At 28.5% G+C, this 18,654-nt stretch carries 16 protein-coding genes, 1 CRISPR repeat array and 1 riboswitch; of the genes, 3 read left to right on the forward strand and 13 right to left on the reverse strand.

The genetic code is table 11. From position 1 onward, the window contains the following. Positions 1–14: 14 nt before the first annotated feature. A CRISPR array of direct repeats spans positions 15–1,175; the repeat unit is 36 nt; unit sequence ATTTTAGTACCTGAACAAATTGAGTTATTGTAAAAC. Positions 1,176–1,190: 15 nt separating this feature from the next. From M6G78_RS02250 to M6G78_RS02260, 3 genes are all read right to left on the reverse strand, one after another. Further along, positions 1,191–1,337: a hypothetical protein gene (locus tag M6G78_RS02250; RefSeq protein WP_253229513.1), complete on the reverse strand. Its 147-nt coding sequence runs from the start codon at positions 1,335–1,337 to the stop codon at positions 1,191–1,193. A gap of 15 nt (positions 1,338–1,352) precedes the next feature. Next, positions 1,353–2,402, reverse strand: a complete 1,050-nt coding sequence (locus M6G78_RS02255; RefSeq protein WP_253229514.1) for a helix-turn-helix domain-containing protein — start codon at positions 2,400–2,402, stop codon at positions 1,353–1,355. Positions 2,403–2,507: 105 nt separating this feature from the next. Further along, positions 2,508–3,101 (reverse strand): LexA family transcriptional regulator, encoded by a 594-nt coding sequence (locus M6G78_RS02260; protein ID WP_171020605.1) that lies wholly within the window; start codon positions 3,099–3,101, stop codon positions 2,508–2,510. A 222-nt stretch (positions 3,102–3,323) separates the two neighbouring features. On the opposite strand from M6G78_RS02260, the gene M6G78_RS02265 reads away from it, so the two are divergent. Next, positions 3,324–3,620 carry a sigma factor-like helix-turn-helix DNA-binding protein gene (locus M6G78_RS02265; protein WP_138268889.1) on the forward strand — a complete coding sequence of 99 codons (297 nt, stop codon included), beginning with the start codon at positions 3,324–3,326 and terminating at the stop codon, positions 3,618–3,620. A 22-nt stretch (positions 3,621–3,642) separates the two neighbouring features. Here M6G78_RS02265 and M6G78_RS02270 read toward each other — a convergent pair whose 3' ends face one another. Continuing rightward, a complete protein-coding gene (locus tag M6G78_RS02270) occupies positions 3,643–5,301 on the reverse strand; it encodes a glutamine--tRNA ligase/YqeY domain fusion protein (RefSeq protein WP_138268888.1) in 1,659 nt (552 codons plus the stop codon). A 282-nt stretch (positions 5,302–5,583) separates the two neighbouring features. Further along, complete coding sequence (locus tag M6G78_RS02275; RefSeq protein WP_138268887.1) at positions 5,584–6,864, reverse strand: patatin-like phospholipase family protein; 1,281 nt, start codon at positions 6,862–6,864, stop codon at positions 5,584–5,586. A gap of 163 nt (positions 6,865–7,027) precedes the next feature. Here M6G78_RS02275 and M6G78_RS02280 point away from each other — a divergent pair, with 163 nt between their 5' ends. Beyond that, positions 7,028–7,414 (forward strand): hypothetical protein, encoded by a 387-nt coding sequence (locus tag M6G78_RS02280; protein WP_138268886.1) that lies wholly within the window; start codon positions 7,028–7,030, stop codon positions 7,412–7,414. An 18-nt stretch (positions 7,415–7,432) separates the two neighbouring features. Here the strand turns inward: M6G78_RS02280 and mgtE (M6G78_RS02285) are convergent, their stop codons facing one another. The 8 genes from mgtE (M6G78_RS02285) to M6G78_RS02320 form a co-directional block, all read right to left on the reverse strand. Beyond that, positions 7,433–8,764 carry a magnesium transporter gene (mgtE, locus tag M6G78_RS02285; RefSeq protein WP_138268885.1) on the reverse strand — a complete coding sequence of 444 codons (1,332 nt, stop codon included), beginning with the start codon at positions 8,762–8,764 and terminating at the stop codon, positions 7,433–7,435. 11 nt (positions 8,765–8,775) lie between these two features. After that, positions 8,776–10,113 (reverse strand): magnesium transporter, encoded by a 1,338-nt coding sequence (gene mgtE / locus M6G78_RS02290; protein ID WP_138268884.1) that lies wholly within the window; start codon positions 10,111–10,113, stop codon positions 8,776–8,778. 369 nt (positions 10,114–10,482) lie between these two features. Beyond that, positions 10,483–11,826, reverse strand: coding sequence for an NADP-specific glutamate dehydrogenase (gdhA, locus tag M6G78_RS02295; RefSeq protein WP_138268883.1), 1,344 nt, complete (start codon positions 11,824–11,826; stop codon positions 10,483–10,485). Between the two features lie 256 nt (positions 11,827–12,082). Beyond that, positions 12,083–13,174 (reverse strand): hypothetical protein, encoded by a 1,092-nt coding sequence (locus M6G78_RS02300; RefSeq protein WP_138268882.1) that lies wholly within the window; start codon positions 13,172–13,174, stop codon positions 12,083–12,085. A 101-nt stretch (positions 13,175–13,275) separates the two neighbouring features. After that, a riboswitch (cobalamin riboswitch) is annotated at positions 13,276–13,460 on the reverse strand. Next, positions 13,448–14,155: an ECF transporter S component gene (locus tag M6G78_RS02305; RefSeq protein WP_138268881.1), complete on the reverse strand. Its 708-nt coding sequence runs from the start codon at positions 14,153–14,155 to the stop codon at positions 13,448–13,450. (Overlaps the previous riboswitch by 13 nt.) After that, positions 14,136–15,713 carry an ABC transporter ATP-binding protein gene (locus M6G78_RS02310; protein WP_138268880.1) on the reverse strand — a complete coding sequence of 526 codons (1,578 nt, stop codon included), beginning with the start codon at positions 15,711–15,713 and terminating at the stop codon, positions 14,136–14,138. The genes M6G78_RS02305 and M6G78_RS02310 overlap by 20 nt, the downstream gene beginning before the upstream one ends. Further along, the gene (locus M6G78_RS02315; protein ID WP_138268879.1) at positions 15,695–16,579 is read right to left on the reverse strand and encodes an energy-coupling factor transporter transmembrane component T; all 885 of its coding nucleotides are present in this window, start codon (positions 16,577–16,579) and stop codon (positions 15,695–15,697) included. Before M6G78_RS02315 ends, M6G78_RS02310 begins: the two co-directional genes overlap by 19 nt. A gap of 3 nt (positions 16,580–16,582) precedes the next feature. Then, entirely contained in the window at positions 16,583–17,620 is a 1,038-nt protein-coding gene (locus M6G78_RS02320) for a DUF4430 domain-containing protein (protein ID WP_138268878.1), read from the reverse strand. 122 nt (positions 17,621–17,742) lie between these two features. Here M6G78_RS02320 and M6G78_RS02325 point away from each other — a divergent pair, with 122 nt between their 5' ends. Beyond that, on the forward strand, positions 17,743–18,654 hold the full coding sequence (locus M6G78_RS02325) for a ketopantoate reductase family protein (RefSeq protein ID WP_138268877.1): 912 nt from the start codon (positions 17,743–17,745) through the stop codon (positions 18,652–18,654).

Consider the following 18,654-nt stretch of genomic DNA (forward strand, 5'->3'; position numbering starts at 1 on the left):
TCTTTTACTACTTCAGCTATTTTAGTACCTGAACAAATTGAGTTATTGTAAAACTCTAAATGCAGACATTTTATCCTCCTATCTATTTTAGTACCTGAACAAATTGAGTTATTGTAAAACTGATGAATTATTTAATATTTTAGGAAGAGAATTTTAGTACCTGAACAAATTGAGTTATTGTAAAACTCAACTTTGCATTCTTTTGCCGAATCTTCAATTTTAGTACCTGAACAAATTGAGTTATTGTAAAACGCTTTTTCAGTTTCTTTTACTACTTCAGCTATTTTAGTACCTGAACAAATTGAGTTATTGTAAAACTCTAAATGCAGACATTTTATCCTCCTATCTATTTTAGTACCTGAACAAATTGAGTTATTGTAAAACCTATTTCAAGTGTAGAACGTTGGGCAGATTATTTTAGTACCTGAACAAATTGAGTTATTGTAAAACATTTTGTGCCATTCTTAAAAGTGTAGGTGTATTTTAGTACCTGAACAAATTGAGTTATTGTAAAACCGCTTGCATATTTTACTCTTACACCACGACATTTTAGTACCTGAACAAATTGAGTTATTGTAAAACACAACAGTAGGATTAGGAATTGAAAAAGATATTTTAGTACCTGAACAAATTGAGTTATTGTAAAACACAGAAGAAAGGAGTTATTAAATGGCAACAATTTTAGTACCTGAACAAATTGAGTTATTGTAAAACTAATCTAATGGAATATACAGACGAACTCTATTTTAGTACCTGAACAAATTGAGTTATTGTAAAACTTGCGGAAGAAACAATATACAACGACCCTAATTTTAGTACCTGAACAAATTGAGTTATTGTAAAACTGGTGTAAATGTTTTAGTTTCTGTATTAAAATTTTAGTACCTGAACAAATTGAGTTATTGTAAAACGTTAAAGGGACAGCAGGCACATCGCCGACAATTTTAGTACCTGAACAAATTGACTTATTGTAAAACGTGACGACATGGGCAACCTCAACACCCTCGATTTTAGTACCTGAACAAATTGAGTTATTGTAAAACGTAGTCCATGAGGTGAAAGTAAAGGTTCTCATTTTAGTACCTGAACAAATTGAGTTATTGTAAAACTAATTTCTTGTAAACGTGAAGATGATGCCGATTTTAGTACCTGAACAAATTGAGTAAAAAAATAACACACCCCAAAGTGTGTTATTTATTTTGTTTCAAACAAGCTACAATTCCTCCGCATTCTCTGTGATGAGCAACACAATCGCAACATCTTCCGTGGTTATCACAAGGGTATGTACAAGGGCATTCATCCTTATATTGGTTACTGCAAGGTCTTTCTTCTTTCATGATATTTATCTCCTTTTATTTCTTTATTTCATTATAATACTTTTCTATAAAATTCCAAAACTTTTCGCTTTTATTTAGGTAACTTAACTCTTCAGCGGTTTTAACTTCTTGAATAAGACCTCTTAATAATTGTTTGGATATATCCATATTATTTTTATAGTTAATTTTTGAAAATAAAATACTGTCATGTTTTAATTCAAATTTCATAGCGGATATAAGCTTTTCCATAAACTCAATAGTTTTATCTACATTTTGTTCATGCACAAAAATCTGCCATTTGCCTATGTATTTATTATATTCCCACATACTAAAAACATCTGCAACTTCTTCCATCTTCCCAGCTATATATTCACTATCTTCAACATTATCTGTTTCAAGCATATTATTTATCATATAAAGTAATAAATTTTGTATTTCGGTAATTTTTATAAACAGTTCTTCTTGAAGCAGTTTTAAAGATTTATCAAACTCTCCTTTTTTAAGATAAAAAGAATTTTTTAACATTTTATTATCAAAACTTTTATCATCTAACTTCAAAATAATTTCTTCAGCTTTATTAAACTCATTATTTTGTATATATTTTGAGCAAACTATTTTTAATGCTTGTTCTCTTATTTCGTCATTATCCCCATCTATTACCCTTTTAAAAAGATTATCAAGCTCTTCTTTATAATAATCCTTATTTGAAGTATAATAAAGCTCTATACCACCTGATAAAACCAACGCAGAATAAAATATCAATTCCTCACTGTTTGGATATTCTTTTATTCTTTCCATTGCAGTATTATAAGCATCAACAAAAGACTCATTCTCCATTTTTGATGTTATGTCATTTAAGATAAAAGCTATTTCATTTTTACTTAAATCGTCCTTAAAAGAAAGCAGAGTATTTGCATCTGTACCTAAAAGTCTGGCAAGAGGTGGTATAAGGGTTATATCAGGGTAAGTGTATCCTTTCTCCCATTTGTTTACGGCAGGAGCACTAACATTTAAATACTTTGCAACTTTTTCCTGAGTAAGTCCTTTTTCAATTCTTTTTTCTTTGATAATATTTCCTATTTTCATTTAATTAATACCTCTAAAACATTTTCTTAATAATATTTTACATAAAATATTAAAGAAATACTATTGAATGAAATTTAACCAAATCAAATTTTTATTAACCACATGTTAATAACATCTTTCAACTTTAACGACTTTACCAAATATCATAATTTTTTCCATATCTTTTCCTACAAAGACTCTTGTTTCATACATTGGATTAAAAGAAATAAGAGAAATAGAGTTTTCCGTCTTTTGCACTTTTTTTATTACGCCTTCTTCACCGTCGATTATTACAACAGCAAGGTCTCCACTGTCCACATCAGATTGAAGCCTTACAAGAGCCAAATCTCCTTCCATAATTTGAGGAGACATACTCTCCCCTCTTACCTTAAGATATTTATATTCTTCTTTGTCATTTATGTTTATAGCCTGAGAAACACCAAGAAATTCATAAGTTGCTATACCGTCTCTTCCTGCAACAACAGTTCCTATTATCTCAACATTCACTATATTGTTTATATCATATAGCTGTGCATTTAATAGATAATCTATGGAAACTTTAAACAAAGAAGCAATTTTTTGTAAAGTGTCAACTGAAGGTATTATCCCCGCACTCTCATACTTTGCAATGGAAGATTTATCAAGGTCAAGTGCCTTTGCCAAATCAACCTGAGTCATATTATTTTTTTTCCTTAACGCTCTAAGTTTTTCACCAAACATTTTTATTTCTCCGTTTATTGTCATTTTTGTTATTAATATTTAAAATATATTTATATTATATTGAATTTCATTCATATTGTAAAGATATTTTTGATTAATATTGAATATTATTCATAAAAATATTGACATTTATTGTTATACATATTAAAATATGAATATAATTCATATTAAACAAAGAAAAAACTGAAAATAAAGAAGAATTGAAAATTAAGGAGTAAAAAAATGAAGAGCAAAAATTATAAAAAGACAGAACATCTTTTAAAAGAATATATTATCTATAATAAAATTTTAGAACTTAGAGAAGAAAAAGAAATTGAAGACAAAGTAGAAAAAATTAATAAAGCAATGGACTGCTTAACAAATCTTGAAAGAAAAATTATAACCGAGTTTTTTATAAATAATAAAAATATGCTTCAAATATCAAGAGAAATACAACTTACAAGAGAATATACTTCAAGAATAAAAACCGCAGCAATAAGAAAAATGGAGCAGGTACTTTTCGGAAGCGGTGCAGCATAAAAAAAGAGCCTAAAGGCTCTTTTTATTTTTTAGGTGGTCTCCAGCTTGATTTTAGAGATACTATTCTGTTAAACACTAATTCATCTTTAGATAATTTAGGATCTACACTAAAATATCCATTTCTCACGAATTGGAATCTATCCCCTGCTTTTGCATTTTTAAGGAATGGTTCAACATAAATTTCTTTTTCGTTTAGCGAATCTTTATTTACCATATCGAGGAAATTATCACTTGAAACTTCTGTATTGAATAAAGGTTCAAGTAACCTTGCTTTTGCTTTAATCGCTGTGCTTCTTTCTACCCAGTGAATCGTACCTTTTACTTTCCTTCCTGTAAATCCACTTCCTGATTTTGTTTCAGGGTCATAAGTACATTTTATTTCAACAACTTCTCCATTTTCGTCTTTAACAACTTCATTGCATTTTACAAAATATGCTCCTCTAAGTCTTACTTCATTACCTGGGAATAATCTAAAATATTTTTTAGGAGGATTTTCCATAAAGTCTTCTCTTTCAATATAAAGCTCTCTGCCAAAAGGAACTTCTCTTTTTTCTCCATTTTCTATATCTTGATTATTTTCCATTTCAAGCATTTCAATTTCGCCTTCAGGATAATTTGTAATTGTAAGTTTTAAAGGATTTAAAACAGCATTTACTCTGTCAGCTTTAAGTTTTAAATCATCTCTTATAAAATGTTCTAACATTCCGCTGTCTACAGTTGAGTTAGACTTGCTGACACCAATTTCCTCACAGAAATTAACTATAGCTTCAGGTGTTACCCCTCTTCTTCTAAAACCTGAAATCGTAGGCATTCTTGGATCATCCCATCCATCAACATATCCTTCATCAACAAGCTGTCTAAGATATCTTTTACTCATAACTTGATTTGTTAAATTAAGTCTTGCAAATTCAATCTGTCTTGGTCTTTTTTCTTTGTAATCATCAAGATTATCAAGTACCCAGTCATATAGCGGTCTATGGTCTTCAAATTCAAGAGAACATAAAGAATGTGTTATTCCTTCAATTGCATCTTCAATAGGATGGGCAAAGTCATACATAGGATAAACGCACCACTTACCTTTAGTATTATGATGCTCTTCATGAACAACTCTATATAAAGCAGGATCCCTCATGTTCATATTTGGACTTGCCATATCTATTTTTGCTCTTAAAACTTTTGAACCTGTTTCATATTTTCCTTCTTTCATTTCCTCAAAAAGCTTTAAGTTTTCGTCTATACTTCTGTTTCTATATGGTGAATCAACTCCGGGAGTATTTAAATTTCCCCTGTTCTTTTTCATTTCTTCATAACTTTGATCATCAACATAAGCAAGCCCTTTTTTAATAAGTTCAACGGCGTAATCATACATCTTATCAAAATAATTAGATGCATGAAGTTCTTTTGCCCACTCAAAACCAAGCCAGCTTATATCTTCCTTTATTGCATTAACATATAAAGTATCTTCCTTTGCAGGATTTGTATCATCAAAACGAAGATTTGTCTTACCGTTGTATTTCTTTGCTGTTAGGAAATTTATACATATTGCTTTTGCATGACCAATATGCAAAAATCCGTTAGGCTCAGGCGGAAAACGTGTATAAATTTCGTCTTTTGCATAAACTCCGTTTTCTATATCTTTATCTATTTCATTGGTTATAAAATTTGTTTTTACATCCCCCACGTTACTTACTCCTTAAACAAAATATCTTAATAATTATAATACAATTTAACAAAAATTTGAAGTTTTTTTTATTTCTTTAAACAAAATGACAAATATATAGTCATATTACACAAATATTTCACATAATTTTTAAAATGTAATAAAATTCTTATTAAAACATTTTCTTTTAAAATTATATGTTTTATTGTGGAAAACTGTGGATAACTTGTTTGTATGTGGATAACTTTTAGTAAAATTCACGTTTTTCCCTTAATTATGCAGTGTTTATTTGTTGATAATTGACTAATCTTCTATAACTAAATCAAAATTTAGTCTGTTCATAACAATAAAAGATGTAATAAATGATATCAATATTTTAGGTGAAATTTTATATATGATTTTTTCCAAAGTTTGATTTTTATAGCTTAAAAAGATAAGTAATGCCAAGATAGTTTTCTTATCAAAATAATCTTTTAAATCATTTTTAGAATTAAAAGGTCCATTTTTAATTAAATCAGTTATTACTTCTTCTTTAGAAATCAATTTATATATTTCTCTTACAACACAGACTCTAAACTCTTCATATGAATAAAGCATTATTGGTTCAACATCTAAAACCTCTGCTGTTATTTCCATTGCAGCCATAAAGAACCTTTCATCTCTAATGGATAAATCTCCATCGTCATAACCATTCTTTGACTTATAATAATCATTAATGTATATTATGCAGTTTCTAACTATTTTATTATTTAAAAATATACCGATAAATCTATCATCTAAAATAAGCCTTGCTATATCCTTTGGTTTCAAAGATATGTCATAATTATTTGTTGGTTTTTTAACATAAAAATGTGAAGATAAAAACTCATCGTTATATAGTTTTACATCAAGATAGCCTTTACTTAAATTATCATTTAATTGTTTTTGGTTAAATATAAATTGTCCGTGAAGACTATGCTTACTGGTAATATTATAAATATTTACATCATCACATACATTTTTCTTTGTTATATCACTTAAAGGAGGATTAATATCAACTTCTATAATATCTTTATATCCTTTATCCGCAAGAGGTTTTCTAGGAAGATTATCATATATTCCTCCGTCAACGTAAATTTCTTCATCAATTTCTTTACGATAAAAAACAGGATAATTTGCACTTGCCAAAATATAATCCGCCATTTTACCTTCTGGTATTTCATCTTTAAAAATTATAACCGGTTCTTTTGTTGTTAAATTAAAAGTTACAAGTCCAAAATCAATATCACTGTTTCTAATTTTCTCTTCATCAAGATTATCTTTTAAAAGAGTTTCAAGCTTTGAAATATCCCTGATTCTGTCTATTACATTACTTTCTTTGTTATAAACAATATCAGGAGTAAGTTCACTCCAAAGTTTCAAAGCCATATCAAAATCATCTTGTGCAATCAATGCTCCGTTTATAGCACCAATACTGGTTCCGCAAACGGCTTTTATTTTTATTCCTTCTTCAATTAAAGCACGCCATACTCCTATTTGGTATGCACCCCTTACTCCACCTCCGCTTAAAGCAAGAGCATATTCTTTATTTATATCAAATTTCATGTCTACACTCCATAAAAGTTTTATTTTATATTTTATCACATTATTTTTTTATTTTTAACAAATATACTTTAATTTAATCTTAATTTAATAATAAAAAACTTACAATTAGTCGTTAATTTTTCTTCTTTAAAACATGGTATATTTATCTTAAAGGAGACAGAAAATGAACATAAAAGAAATAAAGATAAACGCACAACTTCTTTGTAATAAATCAATAGAAAAAGAATTTTTTTTTAATTATCTAAACAATGGAATAAGGGAAATAACAAATAAAAAAAATCTAGACAAATATAATACAAACATTTTTAAACACTTTAAATATAACATTACAAACCATATAAGAAATTATTATGATTTACAAAGAAAAAACCATCATTGTCATTTTAATGAAAAAATAACATCTATGCACCAAGTGTTAAAGATCAACGAAAAATATTACGAAAGCTTAAGCATTTATATAGCTTTAAAAGAAAGAGAAAAATATTATGGGAAAAAAGATAATATCACAAAAGAATTAAAATATATGTATAAAAAAGCATTAAAAAAATAACCGGATTATCCGGTTATTTTATAAATTCATAATTTGAAGTGCAACGTTAAAATAAATTAAAATAGAACAAGTGTCAACAAGAGTCGTAATTAATGGTGAAGCCATAATAGCAGGGTCAAGTTTTAATTTCTTTGCACATATAGGAAGAACACACCCCATTAATTTTGCCATAATAATGGTTGCAACAAGTGTTATTCCAAGCACTAAAGCCAATACGGAATCATGATAAAAAATCATTATTCTTATTCCGTTTACTACAGCAAGAGCAACACCTACCAAAAGACCTATTTCTCCTTCTTTTAACATAGCTTTAAATATATCTTTAGGTTCTATTTCATCCAAAGCAAGCCCACGGATTATCATTGTAGAACTTTGAGAACCGCAGTTTCCTCCTGTTCCTGTAATCATTGGAATAAAAGCTACAAGTAAAGGAACAGTTGCAAAAGCAGCCTCATAGTGAGTTATAACAGCTTGAGTCATTGTTGCTGATAACATCAAAAATAAAAGCCACATTATCCTGTTTTTTGCATGTTTAAATGCAGAAGTCTTAAAATAACTTTCTTCACTTGGCATCATAGCTGCCATTTTTTCAAAGTCTTCGGTATTTTCTTCTCTGATTACGTCGATAGCATCATCAACCGTGATAATACCGATAAGCCTGTCTTCTTTATCAACAACAGGAATTGCAAGTAAGTCATACTTATCAAACATTTTAACTACATCTTCTTGGTCTGCAAGAGTATGAGTATAGATTATGTTCGTTTCCATTATATCTTCAATATATTTATCCATATCGGATAATAAAATATCTTTTGTGGAAACCAAACCAATTAGTTTTTTTGTATTATCTGTTACATAACAGGTATATATCGTTTCCTTATCTACCCCTGTTGCTTTTATTTTATTTAAAGCATCTAAAACAGTCATATCTTTTTTTAAAGACACAAACTCAGTTGTCATAATGCTTCCGGCACTATCTTCAGGATATTTAAGTATCTCATTAATCATTTTTCTTGTAGCAATATCTGTATGTTTAAGTACTCTCTTTGCTACGTTTGCAGGCATTTCTTCAACCAAATCCGCAGTATCGTCCACAAATAATAAGTCTAATACTTCTTTAAGTTCTTCGTCACTAAATGCTTTTATAAGATATTCTTGATTATCATTATCCAATTCAACAAAAGTATCCGCAGCTGTTTCTTTTGGTAATAATCTAAAAACAAGCAATACATCTTCTGTGGATATTTCATCAAAAAGAGAAGCTATATCGGCTGGATTCAATGTTTCCAATAATTTTTTTAACTCAAAAAAATTTCTTTGTTTAAGTAATTCTAATATTTTCTCTTCCATATAACTCTCCTTTAAATTTTTAGTATATGCATTGCTATATTAAAATATATTATCAAAGAACATGCATCAACTATGGTTGTAATAAGCGGAGATGCCATAACAGCAGGGTCTAAATGAACCTGTTTTGCTATCATTGGCAGAATACCGCCTAAAAGTTTCGACATAAATACAGTACACATTAAAGTTAGTCCAAGAACCAATGCCAAAACAAAACTATGATATGTAATAATTATTCTTATTCCATTTACAACACTTAAGACAATACCGACCATTAAAGATATTTCACTTTCCTTTAATATTACTTTTAAAATATCTCTTGGTCTTATTTCATCTAAAGACATACCTCTTATTATCATTGTAGCGCTTTGAGAACCACAATTTCCGCCTGTATCACTTATCATAGGAATAAACGCAGCAAGAAGAGGTATAGTTGCAAAAGCGGCTTCATAATGGGTTATTATAGTTTGAGTAAAAGTTGCAGATAGCATCAAAAATAATAGCCATCCAAATCTCTTTTTTGCATGTGTAAAGACAGAAGTTTTAAAATAAGTATCTTCATTTGGAGCCATAGCAGCCATTTTTTGAAAGTCTTCTGTATCTTCCTGTACGATTACATCAATAGCATCATCAACTGTTACAATACCTATAAGTCTTCTTTCATTATCAACTACCGGAACTGCCAAAAAGTCATATTTATCGAATACTTTTACAACTTCTTCTCTATCATCCACGGTATTTACATATATTATATTTGTTTCCATTATATCTTCTATTTTTTCTTCCATGTCGGATAGAAGTAAATCTTTAGTGGAAACAATACCTATAAGCTTTTTTGTATTATCTGTTACATAACAAGTATATATAGTCTCCTTATCAACACCGGTCGCCTTAATCTTTAAAAAAGCTTCATAAACATCCATATCTTTTCTAAGAGAAACAAACTCAGTTGTCATAATGCTTCCGGCACTATCTTCAGGATATTTTAAAATCTCATTAACTAATTTTCTTGTATCGGATTTAGTATGTTTTAAAATTCTTTTTGCAACATTTGCCGGCATTTCTTCTATAATATCTACAGTATCGTCAACAAACATTAAATCTAAAACTTCTTTTAATTCTTCATCCGTAAAACTTCTTATTAAATATTCTTTTTTTTCATTATCAAGTTCAACAAAAACATCACTTGCCGTATCTTTTGGTAAAACACGAAAAATAAGCGGTATATCCTCTAAAGATATTTCATCAAAAAGAAGAGCAATATCCGCAAAATTCATGTCTTTTATCGTATTTTTTATACTTCTAAAATCACGATTTTCTAAATACGCTAAAATTAATTCTCCTTTGTTCATTTTGTAAAAATTGGATACAAAACATCAAACGAGAGCTTATAATGTTGGTAGAAAATGAACGCACAAAAAAAGCAGTACATTTAATACCGATTTCATACGCCCCCCGGATTCAATGCCAATACTACTTCCTGCATCCATTTTCTTCACCACCTTTTCGTTTTCTTAATTATTTCATTATATTCTTTAAAAATTTTTTTGTCAATAAATATTCTCTTACATATTTTTATATCTTTAAAATTTAATATTAATTTTATAAAAAATTTAATTTAAAATTACATAAAATTTATTTTTATACAAAATTAAAAAGGACCTTTAAAGGTCCTTTAAAGTTTAAATAGATGATATATCATTTATAATTAAATAATTTAATTAATAGATACCTTGAGCAATCATAGCTTCTACAACTTTTTCAAATCCTGCAATGTTTGCACCTGCTACTAAATCATAGCCAAGTCCATATTTTTCACTTGCATTTTTACTGTTTTCATGAATGCTTTGCATAATAGATTTTAATTTTGCATCTACTTCTTCTGCACTCCATGAATATCTCATTGAGTTTTGAGCCATTTCTAAAGCTGATACTGCAACACCACCGGCATTTGCTGCTTTTGCAGGTCCTAAAATTACGTCATTTTCTTTAAAATATTCCATTGCTTCTGGAGTAGTTGGCATGTTTGCACCTTCAACAACAAGTTTTACTCCGTTTGCTTTTAATTGTTTAGCTTCTTCAATACCGATTTCATTTTGAGTTGCACATGGGATAGCTATATCACCTTTAAGTCCCCATGGTTTTTCTTTTGCATGGAATTCAGCACCAAATTTTTCAGCATAATCTTTTAATTTAACATCGTTACGTTCTCTGATTTGAAGTAAGAAATCAATTTTTTCATCTGTATTGATTCCGTCTTTATCATATACATATCCATCTCTACCTGAAATAGAAACAACTTTTGCTCCTAATTCTTTAGCTTTTTTACATACACCCCAAGCAACGTTACCATAACCACTTACGATTAAAGTTTTTCCTTCAAAAGAATCATTTAAAACTTTTAATACTTCTTCAGCATAGTACATTGCACCATAACCTGTTGCTTCAGGTCTGATTAAACTTCCGCCATAAGGAATTCCTTTACCTGTAAGCACTCCGTTTTCAAAAGCGCCTCTGATTCTTCTGTATTGTCCGTATAAGTATCCGATTTCTCTTCCGCCTACACCAATATCCCCTGCAGGAACGTCAACATCTGGTCCGATATGACGATATAATTCACTCATGAAACTTTGACAAAATCTCATAATTTCAGCATCTGATTTTCCTTGAGGATCAAAATCAGAACCACCTTTACCACCACCTATAGGAAGTGTTGTAAGTGAGTTTTTGAATACTTGTTCAAAACCTAAGAATTTAATTACACTTAAGTTAACACTTGGATGGAATCTTAAACCACCTTTGTAAGGTCCGATAGCACCATTAAATTGTACTCTAAAACCTCTATTTACTTGTACTTTACCATTATCATCAACCCATGGAACCTTAAACATAATTGCTCTTTCAGGTTCTGTCATTCTTTCAAGAATACCCATATCTTCATATTCAGGATGAGCTTCAATAACAGGTCTTAAACTTTCAAGTACCTCCATAACAGCTTGATTAAATTCCGGTTCGTTTGGATTTTTAGCTTTTACTTGTTCTAAAACTTTATTAATATAATCCATTTTGTTCCTCCAAATTAAATATTTTATATATTAAGGCAAATTAAGACATAAAATATTTAATTATTATTAGATATTTTATGTTTTAACACCTTTAGCTTTAAAATGTCTGAAATTTCAAAACTTTCACATATTATAATACAATTTTTTTATATATACAAGTATTATTTTATCTATATTAAAATTTTTTCAATTATTTTTTTGTAAAATTTTCAAAGAAAAACAGAAGCCTTAAAACTTCTGTTTTCTTATTTAAATATTAAAATAATCTTTGGAAAAATCCTTTTATATTATCAAAGAATTTATCTACTTTAGCAGAGAATGAATCAGGATCGAAAGATAATGTATCTGTACTGTTCATATCAAATAAAGTATTTAAGCCTTGTTCACTTCTTGAATAAGCAACTAACGCATATAAACTTTGATCAGTCGTTTGAATATCCGCCTTACCTGTATATCCTATAAAACCATTTGTATTGCTATCTTGCATAGAAAGAAGGCCGTCTACTAATGTTTTACCGTCTTTTTGATAACTGTTAACATCTTCTCCCATTTGTGTTAATGCAACAATTGCTTGAGCTGTTGTACAAGCATTATCCATTCCATAAGAACTAATTGCTCCGCTTGCGCTTTGTGAAGATTTTATTGTTTCAATACAAGCTGTTTTTGCATTTTGAATTTGTGTTTTTAAATTATCATCACTTACATTACATAAACTTAAAGCTTGATTTGCCATAAATGTTGTATCTAAATCCGTTCCATATGTTTTATCTGTACTAAAATAGAAAAGATTTGTTTTTTCATCTTTATAAGAAAGTAAAGCAGATACCAAATCATCTTGTGTAATATCGCATGTGCTTGGAATATCATAGTCATTACAATTTAGGGCAATAAGAGCATATATTGCATTTGAAGCAAATGTACCTTCAAAACTTGCTTTATCTGCAAGCATTTTTTCAAGTAAATTTACCCCTTCAAATTCTTTGCTGCAATCAACACCAAGAGATGTAAGAGTTATTATCACTCTTGCGTAATCTGACGGATATTGAAGAGATGAAATATTGCTTTTTACATTAGAAATATACTTATTTGTATATTCTTCTTTGTTTGCCATTTCTACATCACCTCTTTGAAGTGCAAAGATAAACCAATCTCCTTCGTTATTGTTTCCTGTTGATGGATTTTCAAGAGTTGAAAGTCTAAAAGTTGCTGCAGAATTTATGGCATTTAATGCTTTTTGTGAAGTTGTTAAAGTTTCTTGTGCATTAGATGCAAAAGCAGGCATACTAAAAGATAGAACCATCAATAAAGAAAGTAGTGCAAAAATAATTCTTTTTCTTAATTGTTTCATATTTTTCCTCCTCTAATTTTAAATAAAAATAAGCCTTTTTTCAGGCTTAGAGCAGTAAAAAATACCATATAATTTTTTACCATACTCTATTTCCTGTGTAGAGTTTATAGGTCTTATTAAATAGGTCTTCTGACTTAAGTTTCAACGTAAATACCGCCTTCCCTTTAAGTGGCATATTGATATTTACTACACTAATACAGCAGCACAGACTGTGCAGGATTCCAACCTGCTTCCCTTAACATTTAATAAGTTATATAAACAAAAAACTTTATTCTATCTATGATATATGATACCATATTTTTCTTTTATTCTATCAATTTTTTCAAAAAAAGGTCTTTGTATAAACCATAAAAACACACTTGTTGATAAAGCATGAATAAAGTCAAAAGGAAGTGATAATAGGTATACCGCCTTAAAACTTTCAAAGTTAATTTTAGAAGTATATAAAACAAGTGAATGAAAATTCACAACACCTCCATAAACTAAAAATGTTAAAATAAAACCTATTATACAAACTAAAATTCTATTGTTTTTTATCCTTTCAGACTTAAAAATTATTCCGCTTAAAAAACCAACCATACCAAAAGCAAACATCTGCCATATTGTATAACTTCCTTGTCCAAAAAAGAAATTTGAAACAAAGGCAGAAACAACGCCAATAAAAAATCCTGCTTCACTCCCAAGAGTAGCCGCTGAAACAATTATAATTGCTGAAGTGACTTTTATTTGAGGAACAAAGAAAAATACAATTCTCCCAAGTACTGCAATTGCAGACATGCTTGATATTAATACAATTTCCCTCACTCTTATCTTTTTATTTTCAAAAATATACACAAAAGGTAAAAAGGAAACAAAAATTATCATAAAACTTGGTAAAAGGTAATTTGAATTGTTACTTTGAGATATAAAAATAATTATAGGAACCAATATAAAAAGTACAACAAAGGAAATTATAAAAGATTTATACTGTTTTGTTTTCATCTATAAAAACCTCATGTAAATTTATTATATTTTTTAAATTATCCTTTGTAATTCTATTTATATCGGTAGTATAAAAATAACTTTCCCCAAAAACCTCTCTGGTTTCTTTAAAAGGCATAATATCCATATCAAACATAATAGAGCAGTACGGAATATATTTTCCAATAAACTCTAAATCATGGCTTATTATAACTATCGTAATACCTTTTTCATTAAGCTTATTAAGAAACCCACCAAGCTTTTGTTTATATATTACATCCATTCCCTTTGTTGGTTCATCTAAAATGATTATATCCGGATTAACCAAAAGCACCTTAATAAGAGCCATTAGTTCAATCTCTCCTCCGGATAAATCATAAGGATGAGATTCGATTAATGAAGAAACATCAAACTCATCTACAAGCTCCATATAATTTTCATCAATATCATATAAATCATCTTTTACTTTTGATTTAATAAAAAGACTTACGGGATTTTGCGGAAGCATCGCTATTTTTCCATTTTTAATAATTTTCCCTTTATTTGGCTTCAAAGAACCAATAAGCAAATTTAAAAATGTACTTTTACCAACACCATTTGGACCTATAATAGATAAAAAATCCCCTTTATATATTTTTAAAGATACATCTTTTAAAATATTTCTTTCAAGTTTACTATATTTAAAAGAAACGTTTTTAACTTCAATTATGCTTTCTTTGCTTCTATGTTTTATTTTTCCAATCTTTTCTTTTAAATTAATATTTGATTTTATTAAATTCTTCTTTGCTTCATTTACCGTTAAAATATTATTTTTATTTAAAATCTCATGTCCAAATTTTGTAACAGCTGGAAGAAATTCATAATATTGCTTTTTATTTTCTATTATTTCATCAGTTAAGGATAGCTTATCTGAGTTAAATACGAATCTTCCATTATCAATAAGTACACATTTATCCACATTTTCAATAATACCTTCAAAGGAGTGTTCCGTTATAATAATTGTCGTACCGTAGTCTTCATTTATTCTCTTCAAAAGCCTTATAAACTCATCTCTCATTACAGGGTCAAGTTGAGAAGTAGGTTCATCTAAAAGAAGAACATCTGGAAAAGTAAGCATACTAACAGCTAAATTTAATTTTTGTTTTTCTCCTCCGGAAAGAGACGAAGTATCTTTATCAAGCCAAGATGACATAGAAAAGAAACTTGTTATCTCTGCCATTCTGCTGTGCATTTTTGCATTATCATATCCTAAGTTTTCAAGTGTAAAAGCCAGTTCATGCCATACTTTATCGGTTACAATTTGTGCATCAATATTCTGCATTACATACCCTATTTTTTCACATCTTTCCTTTAAAGAAATATTCTCACTTTCAATTCCCTTATAATATATTTTTCCTTTTTTCTCTCCGTAAGGAGCAAGGCTTATGCTTAAATGTTTTAATAAAGTAGACTTTCCGCTTCCTGATTTACCAAACAGCAAAACAAAATCCCCCTTATCAATGTTAAAAGAGATATTTTTTAAAACATTCTTTTTATGTGGATAAGAAAAACTAAGATTATCTATTTTGATAAATTCCAAACCAAAGCCTCCTTTATTTCAATTATCATAGGAACCATTGCAAAAATAAAATAACTTACAAAATATAAAGCATTATGTATAGATAATTCCGTAAAAATAAAATCAGGGAAAAAGTTAATATAAAACTGTCCTCTAATAATTCCAATTGTTACAATCAAAAAAAGTATTATCATCAATGTAAAAAATACTTTATCATCACTTGTAAATTTTTCCCTTTTATAATTACTTTTATTTTTTAGTCCATATCCCCTTGCAATCATCGTATCTGCAGTATCAATTCCATCCTCAAGGGCAAAAGTAACAAGAGAAGACATCATATTTGAACCATGTCTTATTCTGTCAAAGAAATTACCATCATTAAGCCCTTCATTTAAACACTGTTGAGACACCTTAATTTTATTAAATTCGTTTTTGTATCTTGGAACAAATCTTAAAGTCATTACAAAAATTAAAGATAACTTTCTTGAAACAAACTTTAAGACAGACATTATTTTATCCCCTGTCATAATTTTGTTAAAAGATGAAAAATACAAAAACATATTTATTATCATCATTCCGGCAAATATTCCATATAAAATTGATTCTTTTGTTATCATTTGATTATTTATATAAAAAAGTATCGTAGTGCCTTGATGATTAACCAAAGGATTTACAAGAATGATAAATAATAAAAGAGGAAATAAAACAAACAAATCAAATTTTAAGCTTTTCATTCCGTTTAAATAAAGGCTATAGGTTAATGAAGAAACAAAAGAAATAAATAAAATAACAGGGTGCATAAAAAACATATTTATAACCATTACACCTATAAAATATAGAATATTTACATATGAGCTATAACTTACAAACATCCCCCTGTTATTCATATTTTACCTTCCTTTAATATATTTCCAAACGACCTCATCACCACTTTTTAGAATATAATCAGAACAACCATAATTAGGCTGCTTTCCATTTACATAATAAACCCAACCTGAAGATGCCCCAAGGTCAAATTCATATAGATTATTTATTCCCTTTACATATGCCGTAGAATACTCACTATACCCACTCGCATCAAAAGGAATTCCTGCTTTTTTTAACTCTCTGAAAAGAACTTCATAGAGATTTTCTCCTTCATAAAAAACAACCTTTTTAGGTCCAAATATATATCCGTTTGATGGAATATACTTTCTTTTTTCTTCTTTTATTAAATCAATATTTTCTACTGCTTCCTTACATTCAATAGTTAAATTAAAGTAATATTCTTTCTTATTTTGATTATTTTCTTCTTCGCCTTTTTTTTCTGTTGCAGCAATAAGTTTTGTCTTTTCTTCATCTGAAGAAGTTTTTATTTCAAGTTTATCATTTTTTAATTTTGAAATAGTATCATCATCTACTCCACTTGCCAAAACATAAACGTAAGAAGTATTGGATACATCAAAAGATACTTCATTTTTATTTGTAACTGTATCGCTCAAATAATAAATATTACCTTCTCTTATTTCAAATAAAGAATAATTGCCTTCTTTTAAATTATAAAATACTAACTTAGGAGTTCCGTTTAATTTTATATTTTCACTGTATTCAAATGATACAATATTTTCACATCCCAAAGTTTCTTTTAAATTATTATTGTATTCATCAAAACTTTTTAAATTTAAGTCACTGTTTTCATATCCTGTAATATCACTGCTTTCATATTCATAACAGTAAGAAGTATCCCCTATTGCTCCATTTATTTGAAGCGTTTTTTCTTTGCTTTTTGCTTCCTTTAATAAACTTACAATATTCGGATTATCACTTAAATTACATTTTATTTCTCCAAAGGAAATATCCATTGTAAAAAGCTTAAATACAACAAATAATACTAAAATACATATGGGTATAATGTATGGTAAATTCTTTTTAAAATTTCTTTTTTTCATATTTTCTCCGTCACTTTAAATTAATTTAATTATACCTGTGTTTTTATACCTTGTAAAGTTTTAATATATCTTAGACAAATCCATCTTTTATGATAAAATATAAAAGATAAGGAGTGAATTATATGCAAATAAAAAATGTATTTATAATAGGTGCAGGTGCTTTAGGGTTAATGTATGCATCATATTTACAAGATTATCTTAAAGATGAAGTATATTTTATCGCTGATGAAGACAGGGTAAAAAAATATAAGAATATGGATTATATTATTAATGGAGAAAAATATAATTTTAACTTTGTATGTGATAAAGAAAATGAGCAAAAAGCGGATCTTATAATATTCGCAGTTAAATTTACCGGAATGGATGAAGCTATAAAATCCGTTAAAAATTTTGTTAAAGATGATACCATTTTCTTATCTGTAATGAATGGAATAGAAAGTGAAAATATTATAAAAGAACATTACGGAGAAAAACATCTTTTATACTGCGAAGTACACGGAATGGATGCTCAAAAAGAAAATAACAATGTTTCTTTTTCAAAAGTTGGAACAATATGCTATGGAAACAAAGACAATATAATAACAGAAGATGTAAAAAAAGTAGAGGAACTGTTTATAAATTCAAATCTTCCATACGAAATACCTGATAACATTTTACATAACCTTTGGAGCAAACTTATGTTAAACGATGCTGTAAACCAAGTAGTTGCAGTATATGAAACAACATACGGAGGAATTCAAAAACAAGGCAAACCAAGAGAAATGGTTATAAATGTTATGAAAGAAGTTCAAAAGGTCGCAAAAGCGGAAGGAATAGAACTTACAGATATAGAAATAAATGATTGGATGGCTTTAATGGATACATTAAGCCCAGACAATGCACCATCCCTTCGTCAAGATACAAAAGCAAAAAGAAAAACAGAAGTCGAGCTTTTTGCTGGAACTATAAAAAAATTAGGTAAAAAACATAATATAGAAACACCTCTTAACGACTATCTATATGACAAAATAAAAGAAATAGAAAATAGCTATTAA

The sequence above is a fragment of the Anaerofustis sp. NSJ-163 genome (assembly GCF_024135845.1).
GTDB lineage: Bacteria > Bacillota > Clostridia > Eubacteriales > Anaerofustaceae > Anaerofustis > Anaerofustis butyriciformans.

Excerpts from the sequence above, each read along its gene's own strand:
- M6G78_RS02250 (WP_253229513.1), bottom strand. The coding sequence starts at position 1,337 with ATGAAAGAAGAAAGACCTTGCAGTAACCAATATAAGGATGAATGCCCT.
- M6G78_RS02255 (WP_253229514.1), bottom strand. The coding sequence starts at position 2,402 with ATGAAAATAGGAAATATTATCAAAGAAAAAAGAATTGAAAAAGGACTT.
- M6G78_RS02260 (WP_171020605.1), bottom strand. The coding sequence starts at position 3,101 with ATGTTTGGTGAAAAACTTAGAGCGTTAAGGAAAAAAAATAATATGACT.
- M6G78_RS02265 (WP_138268889.1), top strand. The coding sequence starts at position 3,324 with ATGAAGAGCAAAAATTATAAAAAGACAGAACATCTTTTAAAAGAATAT.
- M6G78_RS02275 (WP_138268887.1), bottom strand. The coding sequence starts at position 6,864 with ATGAAATTTGATATAAATAAAGAATATGCTCTTGCTTTAAGCGGAGGT.
- M6G78_RS02280 (WP_138268886.1), top strand. The coding sequence starts at position 7,028 with ATGAACATAAAAGAAATAAAGATAAACGCACAACTTCTTTGTAATAAA.
- mgtE (WP_138268885.1), bottom strand. The coding sequence starts at position 8,764 with ATGGAAGAGAAAATATTAGAATTACTTAAACAAAGAAATTTTTTTGAG.
- mgtE (WP_138268884.1), bottom strand. The coding sequence starts at position 10,113 with ATGAACAAAGGAGAATTAATTTTAGCGTATTTAGAAAATCGTGATTTT.
- gdhA (WP_138268883.1), bottom strand. The coding sequence starts at position 11,826 with ATGGATTATATTAATAAAGTTTTAGAACAAGTAAAAGCTAAAAATCCA.
- M6G78_RS02300 (WP_138268882.1), bottom strand. The coding sequence starts at position 13,174 with ATGAAACAATTAAGAAAAAGAATTATTTTTGCACTACTTTCTTTATTG.
- M6G78_RS02305 (WP_138268881.1), bottom strand. The coding sequence starts at position 14,155 with ATGAAAACAAAACAGTATAAATCTTTTATAATTTCCTTTGTTGTACTT.
- M6G78_RS02315 (WP_138268879.1), bottom strand. The coding sequence starts at position 16,579 with ATGAATAACAGGGGGATGTTTGTAAGTTATAGCTCATATGTAAATATT.
- M6G78_RS02320 (WP_138268878.1), bottom strand. The coding sequence starts at position 17,620 with ATGAAAAAAAGAAATTTTAAAAAGAATTTACCATACATTATACCCATA.
- M6G78_RS02325 (WP_138268877.1), top strand. The coding sequence starts at position 17,743 with ATGCAAATAAAAAATGTATTTATAATAGGTGCAGGTGCTTTAGGGTTA.